The organism is Gemmatimonadota bacterium (assembly GCA_026706345.1).
GTDB lineage: Bacteria > JAAXHH01 > JAAXHH01 > JAAXHH01 > JAAXHH01 > JAAXHH01.
Genome location: JAPOYX010000023.1, coordinates 16,376 through 37,245 on the forward strand (window position 1 = coordinate 16,376; position 20,870 = coordinate 37,245).

Annotated in this window: 19 protein-coding genes; 7 read left to right on the forward strand and 12 right to left on the reverse strand. The window is 62.5% G+C overall.

From position 1 onward, the window contains the following. Positions 1-26: 26 nt before the first annotated feature. The 4 genes from OXG98_02500 to OXG98_02515 all read right to left on the reverse strand — a co-directional run bounded on the left by OXG98_02500 (position 27) and on the right by OXG98_02515 (position 6,025). Entirely contained in the window at positions 27-866 is an 840-nt protein-coding gene (locus tag OXG98_02500) for a phytanoyl-CoA dioxygenase family protein (GenBank protein MCY3770879.1), read from the reverse strand. Positions 867-975: 109 nt separating this feature from the next. Then, positions 976-1,524, reverse strand: coding sequence for a DUF1854 domain-containing protein (locus OXG98_02505; GenBank protein ID MCY3770880.1), 549 nt, complete (start codon positions 1,522-1,524; stop codon positions 976-978). A gap of 14 nt (positions 1,525-1,538) precedes the next feature. Beyond that, positions 1,539-3,827, reverse strand: a complete 2,289-nt coding sequence (locus tag OXG98_02510) for an ABC transporter ATP-binding protein (protein MCY3770881.1) — start codon at positions 3,825-3,827, stop codon at positions 1,539-1,541. Further along, on the reverse strand, positions 3,824-6,025 hold the full coding sequence (locus OXG98_02515) for an ABC transporter ATP-binding protein (GenBank protein ID MCY3770882.1): 2,202 nt from the start codon (positions 6,023-6,025) through the stop codon (positions 3,824-3,826). The genes OXG98_02510 and OXG98_02515 overlap by 4 nt, the downstream gene beginning before the upstream one ends. A gap of 312 nt (positions 6,026-6,337) precedes the next feature. On the opposite strand from OXG98_02515, the gene OXG98_02520 reads away from it, so the two are divergent. Beyond that, a complete protein-coding gene (locus OXG98_02520) occupies positions 6,338-7,378 on the forward strand; it encodes a PfkB family carbohydrate kinase (protein ID MCY3770883.1) in 1,041 nt (346 codons plus the stop codon). Positions 7,379-7,387: 9 nt separating this feature from the next. Here the strand turns inward: OXG98_02520 and OXG98_02525 are convergent, their stop codons facing one another. The 6 genes from OXG98_02525 to OXG98_02550 all read right to left on the reverse strand — a co-directional run bounded on the left by OXG98_02525 (position 7,388) and on the right by OXG98_02550 (position 15,539). Beyond that, entirely contained in the window at positions 7,388-8,032 is a 645-nt protein-coding gene (locus tag OXG98_02525; protein ID MCY3770884.1) for a hypothetical protein, read from the reverse strand. A 62-nt stretch (positions 8,033-8,094) separates the two neighbouring features. Further along, complete coding sequence (locus OXG98_02530; protein ID MCY3770885.1) at positions 8,095-12,630, reverse strand: DEAD/DEAH box helicase; 4,536 nt, start codon at positions 12,628-12,630, stop codon at positions 8,095-8,097. Positions 12,631-12,789: 159 nt separating this feature from the next. Continuing rightward, positions 12,790-12,954 (reverse strand): hypothetical protein, encoded by a 165-nt coding sequence (locus OXG98_02535; GenBank protein ID MCY3770886.1) that lies wholly within the window; start codon positions 12,952-12,954, stop codon positions 12,790-12,792. A gap of 39 nt (positions 12,955-12,993) precedes the next feature. Then, positions 12,994-13,188 carry a hypothetical protein gene (locus OXG98_02540; GenBank protein ID MCY3770887.1) on the reverse strand — a complete coding sequence of 65 codons (195 nt, stop codon included), beginning with the start codon at positions 13,186-13,188 and terminating at the stop codon, positions 12,994-12,996. A gap of 68 nt (positions 13,189-13,256) precedes the next feature. After that, the gene (locus OXG98_02545; protein MCY3770888.1) at positions 13,257-14,066 is read right to left on the reverse strand and encodes a phytanoyl-CoA dioxygenase family protein; all 810 of its coding nucleotides are present in this window, start codon (positions 14,064-14,066) and stop codon (positions 13,257-13,259) included. 66 nt (positions 14,067-14,132) lie between these two features. Further along, positions 14,133-15,539: an amidohydrolase gene (locus OXG98_02550; protein ID MCY3770889.1), complete on the reverse strand. Its 1,407-nt coding sequence runs from the start codon at positions 15,537-15,539 to the stop codon at positions 14,133-14,135. A 215-nt stretch (positions 15,540-15,754) separates the two neighbouring features. Between OXG98_02550 and OXG98_02555 the strand changes: the two genes are divergently transcribed. The 4 genes from OXG98_02555 (at position 15,755) to OXG98_02570 (ending at position 18,424) form a co-directional block, all read left to right on the forward strand. Then, positions 15,755-16,618 (forward strand): nucleotide excision repair endonuclease, encoded by an 864-nt coding sequence (locus OXG98_02555; GenBank protein ID MCY3770890.1) that lies wholly within the window; start codon positions 15,755-15,757, stop codon positions 16,616-16,618. Positions 16,619-16,701: 83 nt separating this feature from the next. Next, complete coding sequence (locus OXG98_02560) at positions 16,702-16,992, forward strand: AbrB/MazE/SpoVT family DNA-binding domain-containing protein (GenBank protein MCY3770891.1); 291 nt, start codon at positions 16,702-16,704, stop codon at positions 16,990-16,992. Beyond that, complete coding sequence (locus OXG98_02565) at positions 16,989-17,387, forward strand: type II toxin-antitoxin system VapC family toxin (protein MCY3770892.1); 399 nt, start codon at positions 16,989-16,991, stop codon at positions 17,385-17,387. The genes OXG98_02560 and OXG98_02565 overlap by 4 nt, the downstream gene beginning before the upstream one ends. A 194-nt stretch (positions 17,388-17,581) precedes the next feature. Then, positions 17,582-18,424 (forward strand): hypothetical protein, encoded by an 843-nt coding sequence (locus tag OXG98_02570; protein MCY3770893.1) that lies wholly within the window; start codon positions 17,582-17,584, stop codon positions 18,422-18,424. Positions 18,425-18,529: 105 nt separating this feature from the next. On the opposite strand, the gene OXG98_02575 is transcribed toward OXG98_02570, so the two are convergent. Next, positions 18,530-18,976, reverse strand: a complete 447-nt coding sequence (locus OXG98_02575; GenBank protein MCY3770894.1) for a GNAT family N-acetyltransferase — start codon at positions 18,974-18,976, stop codon at positions 18,530-18,532. Positions 18,977-19,170: 194 nt separating this feature from the next. Here OXG98_02575 and OXG98_02580 point away from each other — a divergent pair, with 194 nt between their 5' ends. Both OXG98_02580 and OXG98_02585 read left to right on the forward strand, forming a co-directional pair. Then, positions 19,171-19,695 carry a cache domain-containing protein gene (locus OXG98_02580; protein MCY3770895.1) on the forward strand — a complete coding sequence of 175 codons (525 nt, stop codon included), beginning with the start codon at positions 19,171-19,173 and terminating at the stop codon, positions 19,693-19,695. A gap of 4 nt (positions 19,696-19,699) precedes the next feature. Continuing rightward, on the forward strand, positions 19,700-20,308 hold the full coding sequence (locus tag OXG98_02585) for a heme-copper oxidase subunit III (GenBank protein MCY3770896.1): 609 nt from the start codon (positions 19,700-19,702) through the stop codon (positions 20,306-20,308). 48 nt (positions 20,309-20,356) lie between these two features. On the opposite strand, the gene OXG98_02590 is transcribed toward OXG98_02585, so the two are convergent. Continuing rightward, positions 20,357-20,629, reverse strand: a complete 273-nt coding sequence (locus OXG98_02590) for a hypothetical protein (protein ID MCY3770897.1) — start codon at positions 20,627-20,629, stop codon at positions 20,357-20,359. Between the last annotated feature and the right edge of the window lie 241 nt (positions 20,630-20,870).

A 20,870-nucleotide genomic window follows, 5' to 3' on the forward strand; every position in this document is an offset into this window, starting at 1 on the left:
CGGGTACGGTGCACGGTGGTCTGCCGCTACTTCAGCGCGACCCCGGGCGTACGGTTCCAGCCGATGGGTTCCTCCTCGCCATCGTAGACCGCGGTCAACGGTTTCAGCTCGCCCCGGGTCGCCTCCACCCAGGTGTCCGGACGGGGATGCCGCGCCAGGTAGGCCTTTATCCGGCCGGGCAACCCGTGATACAGAGGTATGTACCACAGGGTGATCACCGTGCGTCGCTGGTCGCTCTTGTTCCCGTGGGCCGCGTGCAGCAGCCGGGAATCCCCGATGACCAGGTCGCCGGCCCGGACCGGCACGTCAACCTCGCCTGGGGCGGCCCGGTACGCCGGGTGGTCGGGATCGGCCATGGACCGCAGCTCGTCCGTGTGGGCCTCGTCAACGTATTGATGGAGGGTATGGCGGTTCAGGTGGGATCCGGCGATCGCCCGGAGGCAGCCGTTGTAGTGGTCGGTATTCACCAGATAGTACATCAGGAAGACTTGCTGCGGCGGAGGTTCGTAGCTGCAGGGATCGTCCCATCCCCACCAGTCCTGGTGCCAGAACAGCGCCGGGCTCCGGGGCGGCTTGCTGATGACGAACCCGGAAGACCATGTGGGGCGGTCGAACCCGAGGTCGGCCAGCGCCTTGAGCGCCGGAGGATAGGAGACCAACTCGGCGAAGAACACGTCGTCGAAGACGCTGATCATGCTGCCGGTGGACTTCTGCTGTTCGAAATGGGACGGGTCCTGGGCGTCGAGCAAGCGGTCGGACACGCTTCTCACTCGTTCCAGCATGTCGGGTCGAAGCACCTGTTCCACTACGCAGAATCCGTCTCTCAAAAGCTGGTCGTACTTGTCCTGCACCGCCCTTTCCGCCATGATCTTCCTCCTGCTCCTGCCTTAGTTTACAGCGGCGCCGCGATGGAAGGACTGATGAACCCATGGCCGCGCCCCGTTCTGGCCGCGACGGATTCCGCTCGCCGTTCCGTCACACGTTGGTCTCGATCAACTGGATGCTGTGGGGATCCAGGCGGGTGTAATCCACGACCTCGAACCGGTTGCCGTCGACGTCGGTGAGCAAAAGCCGCGTGTCCGACGCCCAGTGGGTGTTCTCGTGGCCGCGGATGACGAACTCGCGCTTGCCCCGGTCGGTCATGACGTCCCAGTAGGTGACGCCGTATTCCATCTGTATGGAGTTTATACGTTCGATCGTCGCGCGAAGATAACGGTGAGCAAGTTCTTCCTCTATGACGCTACGCGAAGTTTCATCCAGATCGTTCATGTTCCGAATGAAGGCCACTTCCTCGTTCTTGATGTCCAGCAGCGACACGTACTGATCAGTGTGGGCCAGGGGCGAGGCCTGAACCGGCCGGACGCGGATGTAGGACCGCTCGTCGCGGACCGTCATGCGCACCGTGTTCTTAGGCGCGCGGAAGACCCGGATCTCGTGGGGCTGGTAGGGTTCGACGGGGGCGTTCTCTATTCCTGTTTCGAATTCAAAGGTATCCGGCGCGTCCACGCCAGGTTCATCCGGCATCTCGATCTCCCTGTTCAGTTTGTATGTCCGTTGGCGCCGCGGTTCGGGTCGGCCTTGCCTCCGCCCACGGCCATGACCGCGGTGCTCGCCCGTTGGGTTTCGACCATGCGGTAGAAGTGGCCCTTCATGTCCAGCAGTTCCTCATGGGTGCCCGTCTCCACGATCCGTCCCGCATCCAGCACCACCAGCCGGTCCGCCCGCCGCAGGGTCGAGAGCCGGTGGGCGATGGCGAAGGTCGTCCGGCCCTTCACGAGATTGGCGATGGCCTCCTGGATGAGCTTCTCCGTGTGGGTGTCCACCGAGGAGGTGGCCTCGTCCAGGACCAGGATGCGGGGGTCGTGGATGATGGCCCGCGCGATAGCGATCCGTTGCTTTTCTCCCCCCGAAAGTTCCTTTCCGTTCTCGCCGATCTGCGTGTCGTACCCGTCGGGCTTCGCGCAGATGAAATCGTGGGCGTTCGCGGTCCGGGCCGCCCGCATGATCTGTTCGAACGAGGCATCGGGACTGCTGTAGCGGATGTTCTCCGCGATGGAGCCGCTGAAGAAATACGAGTCCTGCAGCACGACGCCGATCTGCCTTCGCAGGTCTTCCAGACCGATGTCCCGGATCGGCACGCCGTCAATCATCAGGCCGCCTTCGTCGATATCGTAGAACCGGCAGAGCAGGTTGGTCATCGTCGTCTTGCCCGAACCGGACTTGCCCACCAGCCCGATCATCTCGCCGGGCTGCACGTGGAGGCTGATGTCGTGGAGGACGGGCTTGCCGGCCTCGTAGGCGAAGGTCACGCCTTCGAATTCCACTTCGCCCTTCATGTCCTTCATCTCGACCGGGTCGTCCAGGTCCTCGGTTTCCGCAGGGGTGTCGACGATTTCGAAGACCTTCTCCGCGCCGCTCATAGCCCGGCTCGACCAGGTGTTCAGCTCGCCGAACCACCGAAGGGGTTCGTACAGCATCCAGAGGTAGGCGATGAACATGATGAGGGCGCCGGTGGTGAAGGTGTCGTCGATGACGGCGGACCCTCCGTAATACCAGACCAGGATAAGCCCGGACGTCGTCAGCATGCTGACCGTGCTGAAGAAGACGGCCGCTTCCTTCTCGCTCTCGTAATCGCCCCGGAAGACCCCTTCGTTGCTGCTCCTGAACCGGCGCATCTCCCGCTTTTCCTGGACGAAGGTCTTTACGACGCGCACCGAGGAAAGCATCTCGCCCGCCATGCCCACCAGCTTGCCCCAGCGGTAGTATTTCGTCCGGAAAGCCCGGATCAGCCGGGTCCAGAAGTACCACCCGCCGGTGACGAGCAAGGGTATGGGAATGAGCACCAGGAGCGTCAGTTGCCAACTGGTCACGAAAAGCAGGACCAGGATGCCCACCAGGAGCAGGAGATTGGTCAGGATATAGGGCACGCCGTCGACCAGGAACCACATCATGCTCTCCGTGTCGTTGGATACCCTCGAGATCAGGGAACCCACCTGCCGCTTGTTGTAGAACTTCATGTTCAGCCGGGAGAGGTTTTCGTACAGGTCCTCGCGGACGGACACGATCACGCGGCCGCCGAGCCAGACGGAAAGCCGGTCCTTGAAGATCTCCAGGACGAAGGATACGAGGCGGATGACCGCGTAGGCACCGACGAGCAGGTAAAGGAACGAGAACGGGTCCCCGGAGGCGCCGGCGGCCGGGTCCTCAAGTACGTCGATGATGAGCCGCATGATGTAGGGCGGAGCGAGTTCGGCCAGGGTGAAAAGGAGCGACAGGAAGACCATCAGCGCGAGTTTGGCCTTGAAGGGCAGGGCGTACCTGGCGATCCGCCGCATCATCGCGAGCCGGTTGGTGCATGCCGAACAGATCCCGTTCGGCTCGGGCAGAAGTCGTCCGCACCGGTCACACCGGGTTTTGTCCACCTCTCCCTGCATGTCGACCGGGTCATCCTTGATGAGCTGGTCGATACCCCGGGCGATCTGCGCGAACTTGGCGCGCTGGGACGGGGTGTAGCGGATGACCTCGACCTCTTCGTTCCCGATCACCACGTTGATCCGGCCCGAACCGACCAATTCCTCCACGGCGGCGCTTCGGGCGTCGGACAACTCGATGGACGCGTCCCCGGCTCCCGTGCCTGATCCGTTCGAATCGAACCGCAACACGCGCTGGTCCGTCACCAAAAGCCAGCGTTCCTCGAAACGCAGGTCTTCCGTCAGGTCGGTCGCCGCCGCGATGCGGACGGACTCTCCTTCCCGCAGCGCCTTCCGGCAACGGTCGGCCAGCGCGTCGGGCATCCGCTCTTTGTAGGTGGTCGCGGTGTCGGTCATGCCACCTCCATGATCTCGGATGTGGCTTTCTGCAGCCGCACCAGATGGTGGAAATGGCCGCGGTTCGCGATCAGTTCTTCGTGGGTGCCTTCCTCGACGACCCTGCCCTGCTCCAGCACCACCAGCCGGTCGGCGTCCCGTAGCGTGGACAGGCGGTGGGCGATGGCGATCGTCGTGCGCCCCTTGATCAACCGCGCGATGGCTTCCTGGAGCTGTTTCTCCGTCTCGGCGTCCACCGAGGACGTCGCCTCGTCCAGGATCAGGATGCGGGGGTCGTGGAGGATCGCCCGGGCGATGGAGACGCGCTGCTTTTCGCCTCCCGACAGCCCCGTGCCCTTGTCCCCGAGAATCGTATCGTACCCATCGGGCTTTGCGAGAATGAAGTTGTGGGCGTTGGCCGCCCGGGCCGCCGCCATGATGTCCTCGAAACTCGCGGCGGGCTTTCCGTAGGCGATGTTCTCCCGGATCGTCCCGTTGAAAAGGATCGGTTCCTGCAGGACGACGCCGATATGGCCCCGCAGGTCCTCGAGCCGGATGTCCCGGAGGTCCACGCCGTCCAGCGTGATCGAACCGTAGTTCACGTCGTAGAACCGGCAGATGAGATTGATGGTCGTACTCTTCCCTGCGCCCGACTTGCCGACCAGCCCGATCATCTCGCCGGGCCGTATATGGAGATTGACGTCCCGCAGCACCGGCAGCGCGGCGTCGTACCCGAACGTCACACCCTGGAACCTGATCTCGCCCCGAGTTTGCATCATCTGCTTCGCGTTCTTGTCCTCGTAGTTCTCCGGTTCCATGTCGATGAGCTCGAATACCCGCTCCGCGGCGCTCATGGCCCGCGTCATCCAGCTATTGACCCGGCCGAGCCACCGCAGCGGCCCGTAGAACATGTGCAGGTAGAAGTAGAACAGAATCAGCTCACCCAGCGTGAGCGCCTGTCCGAGCACCTGCCCGCCCCCAACCAGCCACACGACGATGAAGCCCAGGAAGTTCAGCAGGCCCATGGTGGAGAAGTAGTAGATCCACTGTTTCTCGGTCCAGTACTCCAGGGCGAACATGTCCCTCGCGTTGCGCTTGAAACGGCCGACTTCCCTGTTCTCCTGGGCGAAGGCCTTGACGATCCGTATGCCCGAAAGGGATTCCTGGATGTGGGTGAAGAACCCCTCCCACTGGCGCCACATCCGGGTGTAGTAGGTCCGCAACCTCCGGTAAAGGACCCGGCCCCATATGACGATGAGCGGAACGGGGATGAGGATGTAGAGCGTGAGCACCCAGTTGGTGTAGAACAGCATGCCGATGATCCCGAGCGTCGTCATCCAGCGGAGGATGAGGAAGGGCAGGCCGTCCACCAGGAAGCTGCGCACGTTCCGGGTGTCCCGCGTCACGCGCGAAAGCAGGCCGCCCGTCTTCTGCTTGTCGTGGAACCCGAGCGAAAGGTATTCGACGTGATGGTACACCTGGGCCCGGATGTCCGCCACTACGCGGGCGCCCACCCAGGCCGTCAGCCAGCCGTTCGCCATCTCGCCCAGCCAGCGGAGGACGAGCAGGCCGGCCATGACCGCGACGAACCAGAACAGCAGCGCCTTGTCTTTGTTCTCGAAAGCGTTGTCGATGATGAGCTGCGTAATCTTGGGCGGCAGGAGTTCCGCCACGCTGAGCACGGCGAACAGCGCCACCATGGCGATGGCCTTAGTCCGGTGGGCGCCCAGGTAGGAGCAGATCCGCTTGAGCATGCCCCACTTGCTGACGCAGGCGGGACACAGCCCGTCCCTGGTGGGCAGGCGCCTGCCGCAGGTGTCGCAGACCACCCGGGGGAATTCCGTCTTGACCTGAAACGGCTTTTCCTCAATGTGCTGCTCGATGCCGCGCTGCGCCTCGTTGAAGACGTCTACGCGGCTCTGGGAATAGCGGATCAGCGGGATGGTGTCTTCGGCCGTGGAGACCTCCAGGCAGGAGCCGCCTACCAGGGGTTCCACCGCCACCCTGGTCAGGTCCTCCAGCGGCACGGCGATGTCATCGCCGGCGCCGTTGAGTTCCAGGGCCATGACGCGGCGGTCGGTTACGATGAGCCAGGAGGGCTGAAAACGGCCTTTAGCGTCCAGGTCCGATTCCAGGGTGATGTGGATTTCTTCGTCGGTTTCCAGTACGGGGTAGAGCTTTTTCTTAATCTGATCCGGCAGGGGATCGGCCAGGCGCATGTAACTCCCTTTGGATCCATGCTGTGGGGATTGCCGCCACGCGGGTTGAACAGAACCGGTCATATATCAATAAAGTGGATGCACCTGCAAGTCTTCACTACTTCGAATGCGATTTGAAGTCCTGGGGCAGTGTGAGGAAATCGTGGTTTGCTCCAGTCTACGAAAGTACACTTCCGTAGCCCGAAAATCAAGGAAAAGCTCCCTGCCGAGAACGTTTATTTACTGTAAATACTTTGATTTACGTCCGCCCGATCTTACATTGCACGAGATTGGACGGTATCTGAATTTCCATCCCGAAACGTAACGCCGCGCATGATGACGCCACTCCGTCTCGAAAGCCTGCTGTCCCGCTTCGCCGGCCTTTCCATCATGGTCGTGGGCGACTACTTCCTGGACAAGTACCTGGTCCTCGATCCTGCACTGGACGAACCGTCCCTGGAGACGGGGCTGGCCGCACGCCAGGTCGTGGCCAGACGCTGCATGCCCGGCGCCGCGGGCACGGTCATGGCTAACCTGCACGCCCTGGGTGTCGGAGACCTGCTCGCCGTGGGGGTCACGGGCGACGACGGGGAGGGGTACGAACTCAGGCAGGGCCTGGCGGCCATGGGGGTCCGCCTCGACGGGTTGTTCGAATCCCCGGACCGGTTCACGCCCACCTACATCAAGCCCATGAACCGGGAGCCGGGAGGAGAACGGGAATCGAACCGCGTCGACATTCAGAACCGGACGCCCACGCCGCGAGTCCTGGAAAACCGAGTGGTCGCGTTCCTGGCTGACATGGCGACCAGGGTGGACGGCGTGGCCGTCCTGGACCAGGTGGGACGGCGCAACACCGGGGTCGTCACGGACCGGGTCCGGGAAGCGATCTGCGGCCTGGGCAGGACCCTGCCGGACATGGTCATCCTGGCGGATTCGCGGGCGCGTATCGGCGAGTTCCGCCACGTCATCCGCAAGGGAAATCAGGATGAGATGGACAGGGCGGCCGAAGATCGGAGGTCGGCCGAGATGCGGAGGGCGGCCGAGGACCGGGTGTCAGGAGGAGATCGCGGGTCGGGCGAAGGATCGGCGCGGCCGGTTTACGTCACCCTCGGCGAGGACGGCCTGCTGCTGATCGACGGTGATGACCGCCGGCATGTGCCCGGCATACGCGTTCCGGGACCCGTGGACACCGTCGGGGCAGGGGATAGCGTCACGGCCGGGATCGTGGCCTCGCTGGCCGCCGGCGCGACGCCTATGGAGGCCGGCATGGTTGGCAACCTCGCGGCTTCGATCACCGTCCGTCAACTGGGTGTCACGGGAACGGCCTCGCCCGCGCAACTGGTGGACGCATTGAAGACGATGATGGAAGCTTAGAGGAATCGTCTAACGAGGTTCTACTGTCCAGAAATTGAAGACCACAGAGGCGGCGACCGGAATCCACTGGATGCTCCGGTCATTGAAGGCGCGAATGTATCTCACGTCCAGCGCCAGGCCGACCGTGTCCGTAACGGGCATGTGCACGCCGCCGCCCAGAAGGATACTGAAAGAAGCCTCTGAACCGAACGCGGTCAGCTTCGTGCCGCGCACGGTACCGAAGAACCGATCGATTGCCCTGGCGTAGCCGATACAGCCGATCCCGTAAACGGCCGCGGGGGAAGTGGTGGTCTTGTACATCAATCCGAAGTTGGCGCCTTCCAGGCTTACGTTGGCATCCACGTCCGGTCCAAGTCTCTGCAGCGCTTCGTCGCTCAGGCGATCCCGGTCGTGTCGACCGTGTTTTACAGAAAAGAGGTTGTCATGGCCGTTGAACGCGAGATGAACGGTTTCGGAAACGCGTACCGTCATCCCCAGGAGGAACAGGGATCCTCTGGTTTTTCCGTCCGCAAAATCGCCTGAAGGAATACTCCGCCCGCCGCCCAGGCTGATCGACATGCGCTTTTCGGGGACCTGGGCGACCTGGGCGAATCCCTTGCCGGTTGCCGACAACGAGATTACGGAAGCCAGTAGGATAATGACGACTTTCTTCATGCCTGCCGCCCGGGACCGGCCGCAAGGGCCGTCGAGGACCGCCGGTCCGCATCTCATGCGCATTATGACTTCTGCGCACCGGCCTTTTCACGGGTCCGCCGGCCGCTCAGATACGCCTTGAGCTTCGGCGGAAAATCCCGCTTGACCAGTTCCTGCCGCAGCGCCCACTGTTCTTCGGCCGCTACCGGAGAGGTCTCCCTGATTTCGCCGCCTTCCATGATCAGGATCGGTTCGCCGTCCCGGTAGAGGATCCGGTTGCTGGTGATGCCGGGCACGCGCCGCCCGGGCGTGATGATTCCGACCAGGTTCAGGGGGTCGGCGGCGCTGATGGCCACGAGGGTGCCCTGTTTCTCCTTACGCCGGATGCTGCGCAACAGGGTCACGGCTTCGCCCAGGGCGTACTGCTCGCCCCAGACCCCGTTCACGAACCGGCCGCCGCGGATCTCTCCCCGGGCTTCCATCCGCCGAAGCACCCGCACGAGGTCCCGCCACGGCGGCGAGGCGTTCTCCCGCTCCGTCAGGCGCCGGAACACGACGCCGTACCGGGCGAGCGCGACGCGGGCATAGGCCTCGAGATCCTCTTCCGCGTTGCCTTCCGCCGGCACGCGGGACGTCAGACCCCACCGTCCCGCCGTCGACAGGTCGAAGGGATTCCGGCGTTCCCGTCCCCGGCGGGACTCCCGGTGACGCGACGGCACCAGCAGGGCCCGGAGGCCCGCAAAACTGTCGGAGGTCACCATCCCCGCCGATACCAACTCCGCCACGGCTTCCTCGGTGTGGGTGCGAAGGAGGCCGGACTGCGCGGTGATGTCGTCGAAAAACACCGCGCCCTGCCGGGTCATCAGGTCCAGTACCGTCTTAGCGTAGGTGGAAAGCGGAAGTTCCTCGTCGCCGGCCGCGCCGCTCAGGGACATCCACAGCGATCGGTTCATGCGGTCCACGATGGCGATGGGCGTCGACCGGATCGGACCGGCCGTCTTTCCGTTCTCACCGTTCGACCGGTGGGGACGAAGCCGTCCCCAGGCGTACTTGCCGGAAAGGCACAGACTGTCGAGCCAGGCGTAGTCGTAGTCAGTGACGCGGGACGGCAGGATCTCGCTCTCCCAGGCCGCGGCCGGCGCCTCCACGCCTTCCAGCATGCGGAGCACGGCGGCCACGGCGTCGGCCCCCTTGAGCCGGGTGTCGGGCGCCAGGTGATGCCAGGTAAAGAGGAACTGCATGAAGTCGGCGGGTGAAACGGGCTGGATCTCCCGGCGCAGTTTGGTGATCGTGAAGCGGTGGATCCTCGCCAGCAGCCGGCGCTCGCACCATTCCAGCGCGCCCGCGTCCGGTGAAAACTGTCCCCTGAAGACGAACCCCTCGCTCTCCAGGGCAATCAGCGCCTGATCGACCTTGCCGACCGGCAGGTCGATGGACCCGGCCAGGCCGGCCGCCGTGACCGGACCCAGCGTCTCCAGCCTCCCCCGAATCAGTTCCACCAGGGCGTACTCTTCCAGGGCGTACTCTTCCGTGGCGGATGCGTCGGCCAGCCCGGCCTGCCTGGCCGTGGCCTGAAAACCTTTTTCCAGGTTGCCTCTCACGTCGTCCGGGATTTCCTCCGCCGGTTCGAACCGCCCCTGCGGATGCAACCGCTCGAAATGGATGCGCCGTTCCAGGGGCGTCCACAGGCGCTTCCCGCCCTCCGTCACGAGCGTGGCGGCCCGGCGGTCGCCTTCCAGAACGGCGTAGTACTCCGTCCAGCTCCCGAACTGATCGCCCTTTCGCCCCTCCTCTTCCGTGACATACCCCGCGAGCACCAGGGCGTCGTGGAGTTCGTCCGGACTGCGCACTTCGGGCCAGGCATCGCTTCGCACGGTGTCGATGGCTTCGGGGTCCAGGCGGCCCAGGTCGCCCGCGACCGCGGGGTCGAGCCAGCGGCGGTTCCGGACGGCGTTCGTCCGCCGCTCCTCGAGGGGCGCGTCGTCCAGGAAGGCATAGGGACGGGCGTTGAGGATCTCCTCGGCCATGGGCGAGGGCTCGCGGAGGTCCCTGGCGTGCACGTTCATGTCTCCGGACTTCATCGTCTTCAGGACAGTCTCCAGGGTCTCGACGTCCATGGCCTCGTGCAGGCAGTCCTCGATCGTCTGGCTGACCAGGGGATGGTCCGGCACCTCCCGGTCGCCCGCGATGTTCTCCAGGCACGCGATCTGGTCGGGGAACACCTGGGCGATCAGGTCCTCGGCCACGGACCGCTGAATCTGCGGCGGCACCCGGTCTCCGCCCCTGCGGCGCAGCACGGCCAGGGCGGTCGACGCGTTCCAGCGCCAGCGCACTTCGAACATGGGCGCGTCGAGGAGGGCCTGGACCAGGACCTCCCGGACCGTCTTGGCGTTCAGGTAGCTGAAGACGTCGTCCAGGGGGAAGCTGTGGGTGGCGCCTAGGGACAGGATGATGGAATCCTCGTTCGCCGCGGCCTGCAGCTCGAAGTTGAAGGTCCGGCAGAAACGCTTGCGCAGGGCCAGCCCCCAGGCCCGGTTGACCCGGCTGCCAAAGGGGCTGTGGAGCACCAGGTGCATGTCGCCGGCCTCATCGAAGAACCGTTCCGCCACCAGGTCCTTCTGGGAGGGGATGACGCCGAGGGCCGCCTTGGTCGCGCCCAGGTATTCCGCGATCTGCGTCGCCGCCACGTGGGAGACGCCCGCGGACGTCATCAGCCAGTCCTCGGCCTCCCGTTTCCATTCCGGATCGAGCTTCCCCTGACTATCGCGTCCGGGCGTCGGCCCAACCTCTTCACCGCCATCCTTTGGCGGCCCCGTCTCTTCGCTGCCATCCTTCGGTGGACCGAACCCCACGTCCATCCTGCTCGCGACCTCTTCCCTCAGCCGCGACAGCGAAGCGGAGAGTTCGACCGTCCTCCCCGGCGCCTCGCCGAACCAGAAGGGCATGGTGGGCGGCAGGCCCTGGGCGTCCTCGACCCGGATCTTGCCCTTCTCCACGCGCAGGATCCGCCACGAGTTGTTCCCCAGCTGCACGATGTCCCCGGCCGTGCTCTCGATGGCGAAGTCCTCGTTCAGCGTGCCGATGAAGGTCTCCGTGGGCTCCATGATCACGTCGTAGTCGAACTGGTCGGGAATCGTCCCGCCCGACATCAGCGCGTTGATCCGGGCCCCCTTGCGGCCCCTGACCGCACCGTTCATGAGGTCCCGCTGGATGTAGGCGTGCTTGCGGCCCCGGCGCGGGGTATAGCCCTCGGCCAGCATGGACACGACGCCGTCGAATTCCTCCCGGGTCAGATCGCGATAGGGGTAGGCCCGCCGAACGAGATGATAGAGGTCGTCCTCCTGGAAATCGCAATTGGCCACCTCGGCGATGATCTGCTGGGCGAGCACGTCGAGCGGCTGTTCGGGGATGATGATCCTGTCCAGTTCGCCCCGCCGCACCGAGTCCATGATCGCGGCCGCCTCCACCAGTTCGTCGCGCGTCAGCGGGAACAGGCGCCCCTTCGGCGTACCCGTGATCGTGTGGCCCGACCGGCCCGCCCGCTGAATCAGCGTGGCAATGGCCTTTGGGGAGCCGATCTGACAGACGAGATCGACGGAACCGATGTCGATCCCCAGTTCCAGGGAGGCCGTGGCCACGAGGGCCTTCAACGCGCCGGCCTTCAGCCGCTGCTCGGCGTCGTGGCGGTGCTCCTTCGACATGCTGCCGTGGTGGGAGGTGACGTGCTCGGTGCCGAGCCGTTCGCTGAGGTGACGCGCCAGCCGCTCCGACATGCTCCGCGTCGTGACGAAGATCAGCGTAGTCTCGTGCCGGAGAATGAGTTCCTCGAGGCGTTCGTACACCTCCTCCCACACTTCGTTCGACATGACGGCGCCGAGCGGTGAGCGGGGGACTTCGATCTTGAGTTCGAGTTTTCGCCGATGCCCGGTGTTGAGGATCTTGCAACCCTTCCCCTTATCGTAGGCGGCGCCGGTGAGAAAGTGGGCGATCCGGTCGATGGGTTTCTGCGTGGCGGAGATGCCGATACGTGTGAGCGGGCTGCTGGTAAGCCGTTCCAGGCGCTCCACCGAAAGGGCCAGGTGCGAGCCCCGCTTGTTGCCCACCAGCGCGTGGATCTCGTCGATGATGAGCGTGTGCACGTTGGGCAGAATCCGGCGCCCCCCCGCGCTCGTGAGCAGCAGGTACAGGCTCTCCGGCGTCGTCACCAGGATGTGGGGCGGATGCTTTGTCATGGCCGCCCGTTCGCTCGTGGGCGTGTCGCCCGTGCGTACAGCCACGCGGATGGGCACGTCCGGCCAGCCGCGCTCCTTGAGTATCGTCTTGATGCCCTTGAGCGGGACCTGCAGGTTGGCGTGGATGTCGTTGCTGAGGGCTTTCAGAGGCGACACGTAGACGATCTGGGTGCCCTCCTCCAGCGTACCGTACTGCCCCTGGCGGACCAGGTCGTCGATGGAGGACAGGAAGGCCGCCAGCGTCTTGCCGGAACCCGTGGGCGCCGCGATCAGGGTGTTCTGCCGCTGCTTGATGACGGGCCAGGCCCGCTTCTGGATAGCGGAGGGCTCGTCGAACTGTCTGTCGAACCAGGCGGCAACGGCAGGATGGAAGAGGTCGTTGGTCATGGGTTCTGCTGTAAGAATTGGTGGTGCTGATTGAACTGCAGAATCAGGGACTCAATATCTATCTCACCATATTCCATTATATTAAATGCCAAGGCAACAATCATTATAGAATCGAAACTACACTACATGTCCTGTAGTTTACGTGACCGGCGACGATGACTAGTAGGCTATTGCGTAGATCAGCAGGCCGGTCCCCAGTACAAGCGCGATCAATCCCCTGTTCCTTGTTGTGAGCCCGATCCGCTCCACCGTTCTGCCGCCGGCCCACACGAGCACGCCCGATACGAACAGGTATATTCCAGCGGCGATCAATAACGCGCTCATGAATCTGCCCTGCTTTGAAGTCTGGTGCCCGGGGAAACGTCAGGTCAGCAAGAAAGTCCCGAAGGTGGAGATAATCACGCCCACGACCATGGCGATCTTGCCGCGCCTGGGGGTGGACAGGCCGATTCGTTCCATGTTGTTGCCGCCGGCCATGGCGAGCAGTCCCGTGATGAAGAGAAACATGCCCACAAGCATCAATGGGAAAATGAAGACTGCATCCAGTACATCACTCATACCGGGAGCCTCCTTTTTAACCGAGCGGTTAATACCCAGTTCGATTTCTGCGCTACCACCCCGGTGAATCACGCCTCGTACAGCACCGGACAATACGCGGGATCGTCCAGGTGCTGCACGTAGTAGTCGTTGCGGCCCTCCACCGGCCGGGTGTTCTCGGTCCGCAGATGAAAGGCGAAGCTGCGGCGCGGCGCGTCCGATACGTTCGGCCCGCTGGCGTGGTAGGTATGCCGGTCGTGGAAACTGACCGCGCCGTGAGGCAGGACCGCCTCGACTTCCTCCCAGCTTTCTCCCTCGGGTACGGGGATATCCTTCTGCTGCGCTTCGTGGTCGTGCCCGAAGAAGTCGCCGCTGTCCAGCAGCCCCCACCGGTGCGAGCCCCGCAGGAACCGCATGGGGCCGGACTCCGCCGTCACGTCGCTCACGGCGACCCAGGCCGTGAACAAATCGCCTTCCATGTACTTCCAGTACTGCTTGTCTTGGTGCCAGCCGACGTTGCCCGCCACCTCGCCGCCGGGTGGTTTGTAGAGCATCTGCGACGCCCACAGCTGTACGCGCTTCGTGCCCAGCAGGGCCGCCGCCCAGCGTCCGATTTCGGGGTGCGAGGCCAGTTCATAGATGGTCCGGTCCGAAAGGTGGGCCTGGTCGATCTTGCGGATGCGCTTCGGGTCGTCTCCGGGGTTCCACGATCGTCGTGGCGGCTCGCCGGTCTCGTAATCTCCGGCCATGACCGCGTCCATGCGCGCCGTGACCCGGCTGATCAGGTCGGTGGGGATGATCGGCGGCGAAAAGTAAAACCCGTCGCGCCGGTATCTTTCGCCGGCATCCGGGGGAATCTGTACGGCGGGAATGGTGACAGCCATTCTGTTCTCGCTCATCGGGCGCTCACCAGTCCGGCTCTCATTCATCTGGTCCTCACCCATCCATTTCGTTCCTATCGACCCTTACTTCTCCGGCAGTGCGCTCGTGTACGTCTTCCCGTCCCTCGCCTCGTCGAATTCCTCGTTGGCGCGTTTGAGCAGGTCCGGGTCCCGCAACAGGTCCAGACCCGTCAGCGCCAGCGCCTTGGCCGCGAAGAGCATGCCCCTGGTGCCGATGGTCGAACCGGAGGAGGCCACCATCTGCCAGCTGTGGGCCGGCGTGCCCAGGGGCCAGCAGCAGGTCGTGATCTGTCCCGTGGGCGTGATCCAGCTCACGTCGCCCACGTCGGTCGACCCTTCGACGCCGGGCGGGGTGTCGCTGTGGGGAAGCACCTGCGTCCAAAGCGGATTCTCGATGCTCTCGGCAATAGAATCCCTCTGCGTCGACTTCTCCATGCGTGCGTAGGCCATCTGAACCGCGTTCTCGGGAAAAGTCGCCTGCAGCTGCCGGGCGAATCGCCGCTCCTCGGCGGTGAAGGCGAGATCGTTCACGGCCTGCATCTTCTGGAGCATCAGGTCGGAAATCGTGCCGTTCGGCAGGACCTCGTAAGCGCCCCCGATGAACTCGATATCGTGGGTGGTGCCGCTCATGAGCGCCGCGCCCCGGGCGATGTCCAGCACCCGTTCATACATCTCGTCCACCTCGGCGCGTTTCGGAGACCGGATGTAGTACCAGACCTGGGCAAAGGCCGGCACAACGTTCGGCGCCTCCCCGCCGCTCGTTACCACGCTGTGGATGCGGGCCTCCGGGATCACGTGCTCCCGGAGGTAGTTCATGCCCACGTCCATGAGCATCACGCCGTCGAGGGCGCTGCGTCCCTGATGCGGCATGGCCGAGGCATGGGCTGCCACGCCGTGGAAGTTCACCTTGAAGGAGTTGAGCGCGAGCGACGAACCGTTCCAGACCAGGTTCGTTGCGCCGGGATGCCAGGTGATGGCGGCGTCTAGGTCGTCGAAGACGCCGGCGTTTGCCATGAGCACCTTGCCCACCACCTGCTCTTCCGCGGGACAGCCGTAATACCGGATCGTGCCGCCGATGCCGTCCCGTTCCATCGCGCGCTTCAGGGCCTTCACGGAGCCCAGGCACGCCGTGCCGAAGAGATTGTGCCCGCAGCCGTGGCCGGGACCGCCCTGCTCGATCGCCTCCCGTTCCGCCGACACCGTCTGCGACAGGCCCGGCAGTGCATCGTACTCGCCCAGGAACCCGATGATGGGATCTCCCGAGCCCCAGGTGGCGACAAAGGCCGTGTCCATCCCCCCGGCGCCCCATTCCACGGAAAAGCCGTCGGCTTCCAGTTCCTTTGCCTGCAGCGCCGACGCATAGGTCTCCTGAAGGGCGATCTGTGGATGGTCCCAGATGTCCTTCGCCATCCGGGACAAGCTGTCGTCCTGGTCGTTGATGTAGTCGATGATCAGTTTTTCCGCAGTCATGGTCAGGCTTCTCCGATTGGTGTGCGGGATATTCGAAGGGTACGCGGGATTTGGGATGTCGATGCGGGATACAAAGGTATATTATAACGGTCACCCGAAGCACATGCAACGTAGATACATTGTAGAAACGATGCGGAGCTTCAGACGGACACCGGGGAATTACGCTACCAGCAGAGGTTCAGGAACCATCCGGGGGCGGGAGGTGTACCTCCATCATGCGCATGTTCGACCGGAAATTCGGTGAGCGTCTCATCGAGGAGTTGCCCGGGACGCCGGCGGTTTACCTGTTCAAGGACGGACGGGGGGCGGTTATTTACGTGGGCAAGGCGGGGAACATCCGGCGGCGCCTCCAACAGTACCGGAACGCCACCCGGCGCAAGGTGCACCGGAAGATGCGCACGCTGGTCCGCGAGGCCACTGAGCTGGAAGTCATTCACCGGGATTCGGAGCGCGAGGCGCTGCTGCTCGAGAACGAGTTGATCCGCAAGCTGCGGCCGTCTTACAACGAAGACGGCACCTACGATTTCCTTTACCCGGCGATCGGAATCGGCGGTAACGAAAAGCAGGTCCTGTTATGCTTCACGACCCACGTGGACGCGTGGAAGGACCTGGACCTGCGCTGGTACGGGGTGTTCAAGTCGCGCCGGCGGGCCCTGGCCGCTTTCGATGCCCTCGTCTATCTGCTCGGCCTGGTCGGGCACATCGAAAGGACCGCCCATCTTCCCCCGTACGAACGAATACGCGGTTCCCGCCTTACCGGTTTCCGCCGGCTGACGCCCGAAATCGTGGCCTCACTGGATGCCTTCCTTTCCGGCGCCGGCCACGACACGCTGGTACCCCTGACCCGGCAATTGCTGGAGAAACCCCTGGCCCGACGGGATGCGTCCGAGGTCCAGCGGAACATCCGGATGCTGAAATACTTCCACGACCGGGACCTCGCGCCGCTCCGGGCAGCCATGCGTTCCAGTGGCAAAACAGGAACCTATGTTCCGCAGGACGAGCGGGACGCGCTGTTCCTGTCCACGGACGAGCGGTATGATGAAAGTGGCGCACATGATGAAGAAAGTAAGGAAAATTAGTTTATCCCTTGCTTTTCTTAAGAATACATATATATATTTCAAAGTAAGAAAATATGAAGAAGGGATTACCTTGAGGGATTACCATGATCGAATCCAGCATCACCAGTAAAGGCCAGACCACGCTGCCCAAGGTGATACGGGAAACCCTCGGTATAGAGACGGGTGACAGGATCCGCTACGTGATCTACGATGACGAGGTGCGCATTCTGCCGGTACGCCCCATTGCACGGTTGTATGGCGTACTCGAATACGACGGTCCCGCCGTGACCACAGAGGACATGGACCAGGCTGTGGCGGATGGAGCCTGTGAGGAATCCGCCGTGACCGCGAAGGACATGGACCAGGCTGTCGCGGATGGAGCCTGCGAGGAATGATCGCGCTAGATACCAATGTCCTGGTCCGGTTTCTCGTTCGCGACGATGAAAGACAGGCCGCGGCGGCAAATGAACTGCTTTCGTCGTTGACTGTTGAAAAGCCGGGATTTGTCTGCCGGGAGGTCGTCGTCGAACTCGTCTGGGTCTTGGAGCGCGCTTACGGCTTTCCCCGTGAGCAGATCGCCGACGTGCTCGAACATCTGGTCTCAACGGAAGTCCTGGTGATAGAAACCGCCGAAGATGTAGCGCTTACGGCCTTCCGGTACCGGGCCGGCGGCGTGGGGATTTCCGATCTGATGATCCTGGCCGCCGCCGAACGGGCACAGGCCCTTCCAGTGTATACTTTCGATCAGAAAGCCGCACGCCAGGAGGGTGTGACGCTGCTCCAGGGATAACAGTTCCTTGCCTTACAGGACCCAGGGAACGGATGCAATCCTCTTAGGCAGATAACCCGTACTCAAATCGCACCAATATCGTAACCCGTACTCGAATCGCGCCAACGCGTAGTTGAGCAACCCGAGGCGCAGGCGAGCAACCCGAGGCGCAGGCAAGCAGCAGCGAAAAGAGATCAAACAAGAGAGATCACACCATGTTCAAAAGCGTAATGCCTAATGTATGGGCCTTCGACGCGGAATGGGTTCCGGACCCCGAGGCGGGACGTTTGCTCTACGACCTGCCGGGCGACATGCCCGACCGGGAAGTCGTCCTCGAGATGTGGCGCATGAACGGCGCCACGGCAGAAAAACCGAGACCCTTCCTCAAGTACGCCATGTCCCGCCTGGTCTCCATCGCCATGGTGACCCGAAGCCAGGACCCCCAGGGTAGGGTGTCGCTCGACCTGCGGGTGCAGCCCCGGGACCCGGACAACCCCGAGGATTGCAAGGAATCGGTGATCCTGTCCCGGTTCCTGGAAAGCGTGGGCCGTCGCCTGCCCCAACTCGTCGGATTCAATTCCACGGGATCGGACCTGCCTATCGTCATTCAACGCGGGATAATCAAGGGTATCACGGCGGCCGGGTTCTGCAAGCGGCCGGACAAACCCTGGGAGGGTCCGGATTACTTCGCGCGGGCAAGCGAGTGGAACGTGGACCTGATGTCGGCCATCGGGGAATGGGGCAAGGCGCGCCCGTCCCTGAAGGAGATGGCGGTACTTTCGGGCATACCCGGCAAGATGGAAGGCTTCGACGGGGACAGCGTCGCCGAGGCCTGGCTCGACGGCGATATCCGGCGGATCGCGCAATACAACCAGCACGACGCCGTGACGACCTATCTCGTCTGGCTGCGCATCGCCCACTTCGCCGGGTTCTTCAACGACGAACAGTACCGGGAAGAACAGGACCTGGCGCGCTCCATGCTTGAAGAGAAGGCGAAATCACCGGAGAACGAACACCTGGCCGCATACATGCGGGAATGGGACCGCTTGAGGGAATGATGGGGGTACCTGAGGAGATGATGGGACCGTTTGAGGAGATGAGCCCTGTTAACGAGACAGGTTGTTAAAACGGTCACCCGGGGTTTTGACCTGGTGTTCGTCGCCTCATATAAACATCTCTACGCACCAGGACCGAAAGCCATGATTCCGGTAGAATCTAAGCACGCTGTCCAGATCCTTTGTGGCGGAGTGTACGCGGAATCGTTGAATGCCGTTCCGGCTGGCGATCTCCTTCATCCGTTCGACGAGCCTGCTGCCGACGCCGGCGCTTCGGTAGGGTTCCCTGACATACAGGTCGTGAATTTCCAGGTGTTGTTCTCCCTCGTTGAAAACGCACAGATCCCGGCTGATGTGCACCGCGCCGCTGCTGTACCCAATGATCTCGCCCTCTATAACAGCCACCAGTAAGTAAGATCCGAGGGCCGTCTTGATCTCTTCGGGGGAACTGGGGCCGAAACCGTAGGTAACCGCTTCAGCTTCCCATTCCAGATCCAACTGATGTACCGCATCTACTTCCGCAAGCCGGCATTCGCGTATGATCAGACTCTTCATTGGAAACCTCTGTTGTTTGCCTGTTGTTGGTCGAATGTGATGGGTGACGTTCCTGGCGCACGTACGATGGAGACGGGTCCTGCTACAGGATTCCTGCAGTTCGCATCGGTGGTTTCCTTGACGCGTGTTTTTTCCGATTTATCATCTATGACATCATGATTAAACACCTATCCCCTCCTTCTGGAGGAGGAATAATGCGTGCTGCGATCATCCTGTCGATCTTGTTCCTTACCGTCTTTGCCACCCAATCCTGCCGTAGCGGTACCTCCGAACCACCTGAATCCACTCAGGGAGATCTGCGGACCGCAGCGGTTGCGACTCTTGATGCGCTGGTGGCAGACCTGGTAGCGGAGCGACCGGCGGATTCCGCTGCCTATGCCGAACGTTTGCGGGTCTACCTGGAAGCCAATCCCGCGTTCTACGGCAGCGCCGTTGCGCTTCTGGACGAGGCCGATACCGTCACCGACTGCCCCTATGTCTATCGCACCTCGGAAGGCTACGATACCATTTATCTCGCCACGCCAGCCTACAACATTGAGGGGCAAGACTGGTTCATGATGCCGCTGGAGGCGAACGCGGGGATCTGGACTTCCCCTTACTTCGATGCGGGTGGTGGCGAGATCTGGATGATTACACGCTCTGTCCCGGCGCGTGACGACAAGGGTGTTTTTGCCATCGTCACCACTGACCTGCCAGTAGATCCACCTGAAAAGGAATGAAGAAATGACCCGGCAGACCGGTCATCTCACCGAACAATCCGATAATTTGAAGAGACAGCCCGGCATGCCCATGGAAATCCTGGGCATGTACCTCTTCATCGCCAGCGAACTCATCGTCTTCATCACGCTGCTGTTCATTCTGTTCTGGCTGCGATCGGGTCTCGTGGGGGACTGGCCTCCTCCGGACCAGCCGCGCCTGCCCCTCGGGATCACGGGCATAAACACCGTTTTTCTCCTCGTCAGCGGCTATACCATGCATCGCGCCTACCGGGCCGTGAAGCAGAATCTGACTGCACAACTTACCCGGTGGCTGATGATCACCTGCGTCCTGGGCGTCGTCTTCCTCACGGTACAGGGGTTCGAGTGGATCCGGCTGATCCGCTTCGGATTGAGTATGACCTCGAGTCTGTACGGCGCCATGTTCTACACGATCATCGGACTCCACGCCATCCATGTATTCGTAACCGTATTCGTCCTGCTTTACCTCTGGGTCAGGTCCTCCTCCGGCCTCTATACCGCTGAAAAGCACACCGGCGTGGTGCTGGGCTACATGTTCTGGCTCTTCGTCGTCCTCATCTGGCCCGTCCTCTACGTTTTGGTCTACCTGGTTTGAACGACGGTAACTGAGTGGGGATCGGACAGGTCGACACGGTGCGCGACGCTAACGGGCCAGGGTCGTCAAGATCCCTTCGACGTTTCCAAGACGGCCGTTCATATCGTGAATCTCTTTTCTAACGTCATGTATCTCTTTTCTCACGCCCGAAACTTCCATTCGTACGGAGCTTATCTCATCTTTCAATTCATTGCGGTGTTCTTTCAACTCGTTTTTCAACTCGTTTCGTAGCTCTTCTCTACCGTTCTTCGCTTCCCGCCAGAAAAAGATAAAAGCACTCAACAAGACGGCCGGTGTGATGATCAGCTGTGCGAATTCCATAAGCGCCCTCCAATTCAACCTCGCCCGCGTTTATCGACCCACCCCATTGGATGTTCTTTTCGGCAGTCGGCCTGACCGGCATTTCACCTGACGGACATTTCAACCAGTCGGGTGTCTGAATCGCCCAACAAATCATCTAGTAGCAATATCGCCTTGCGATCTCGAGTTAAAAGTCAACTTTTGTTGTACCTTCGTGGCCTCTGGCTGGACCCCAACAGCGGGCACCTTGAACGCGTCGAAC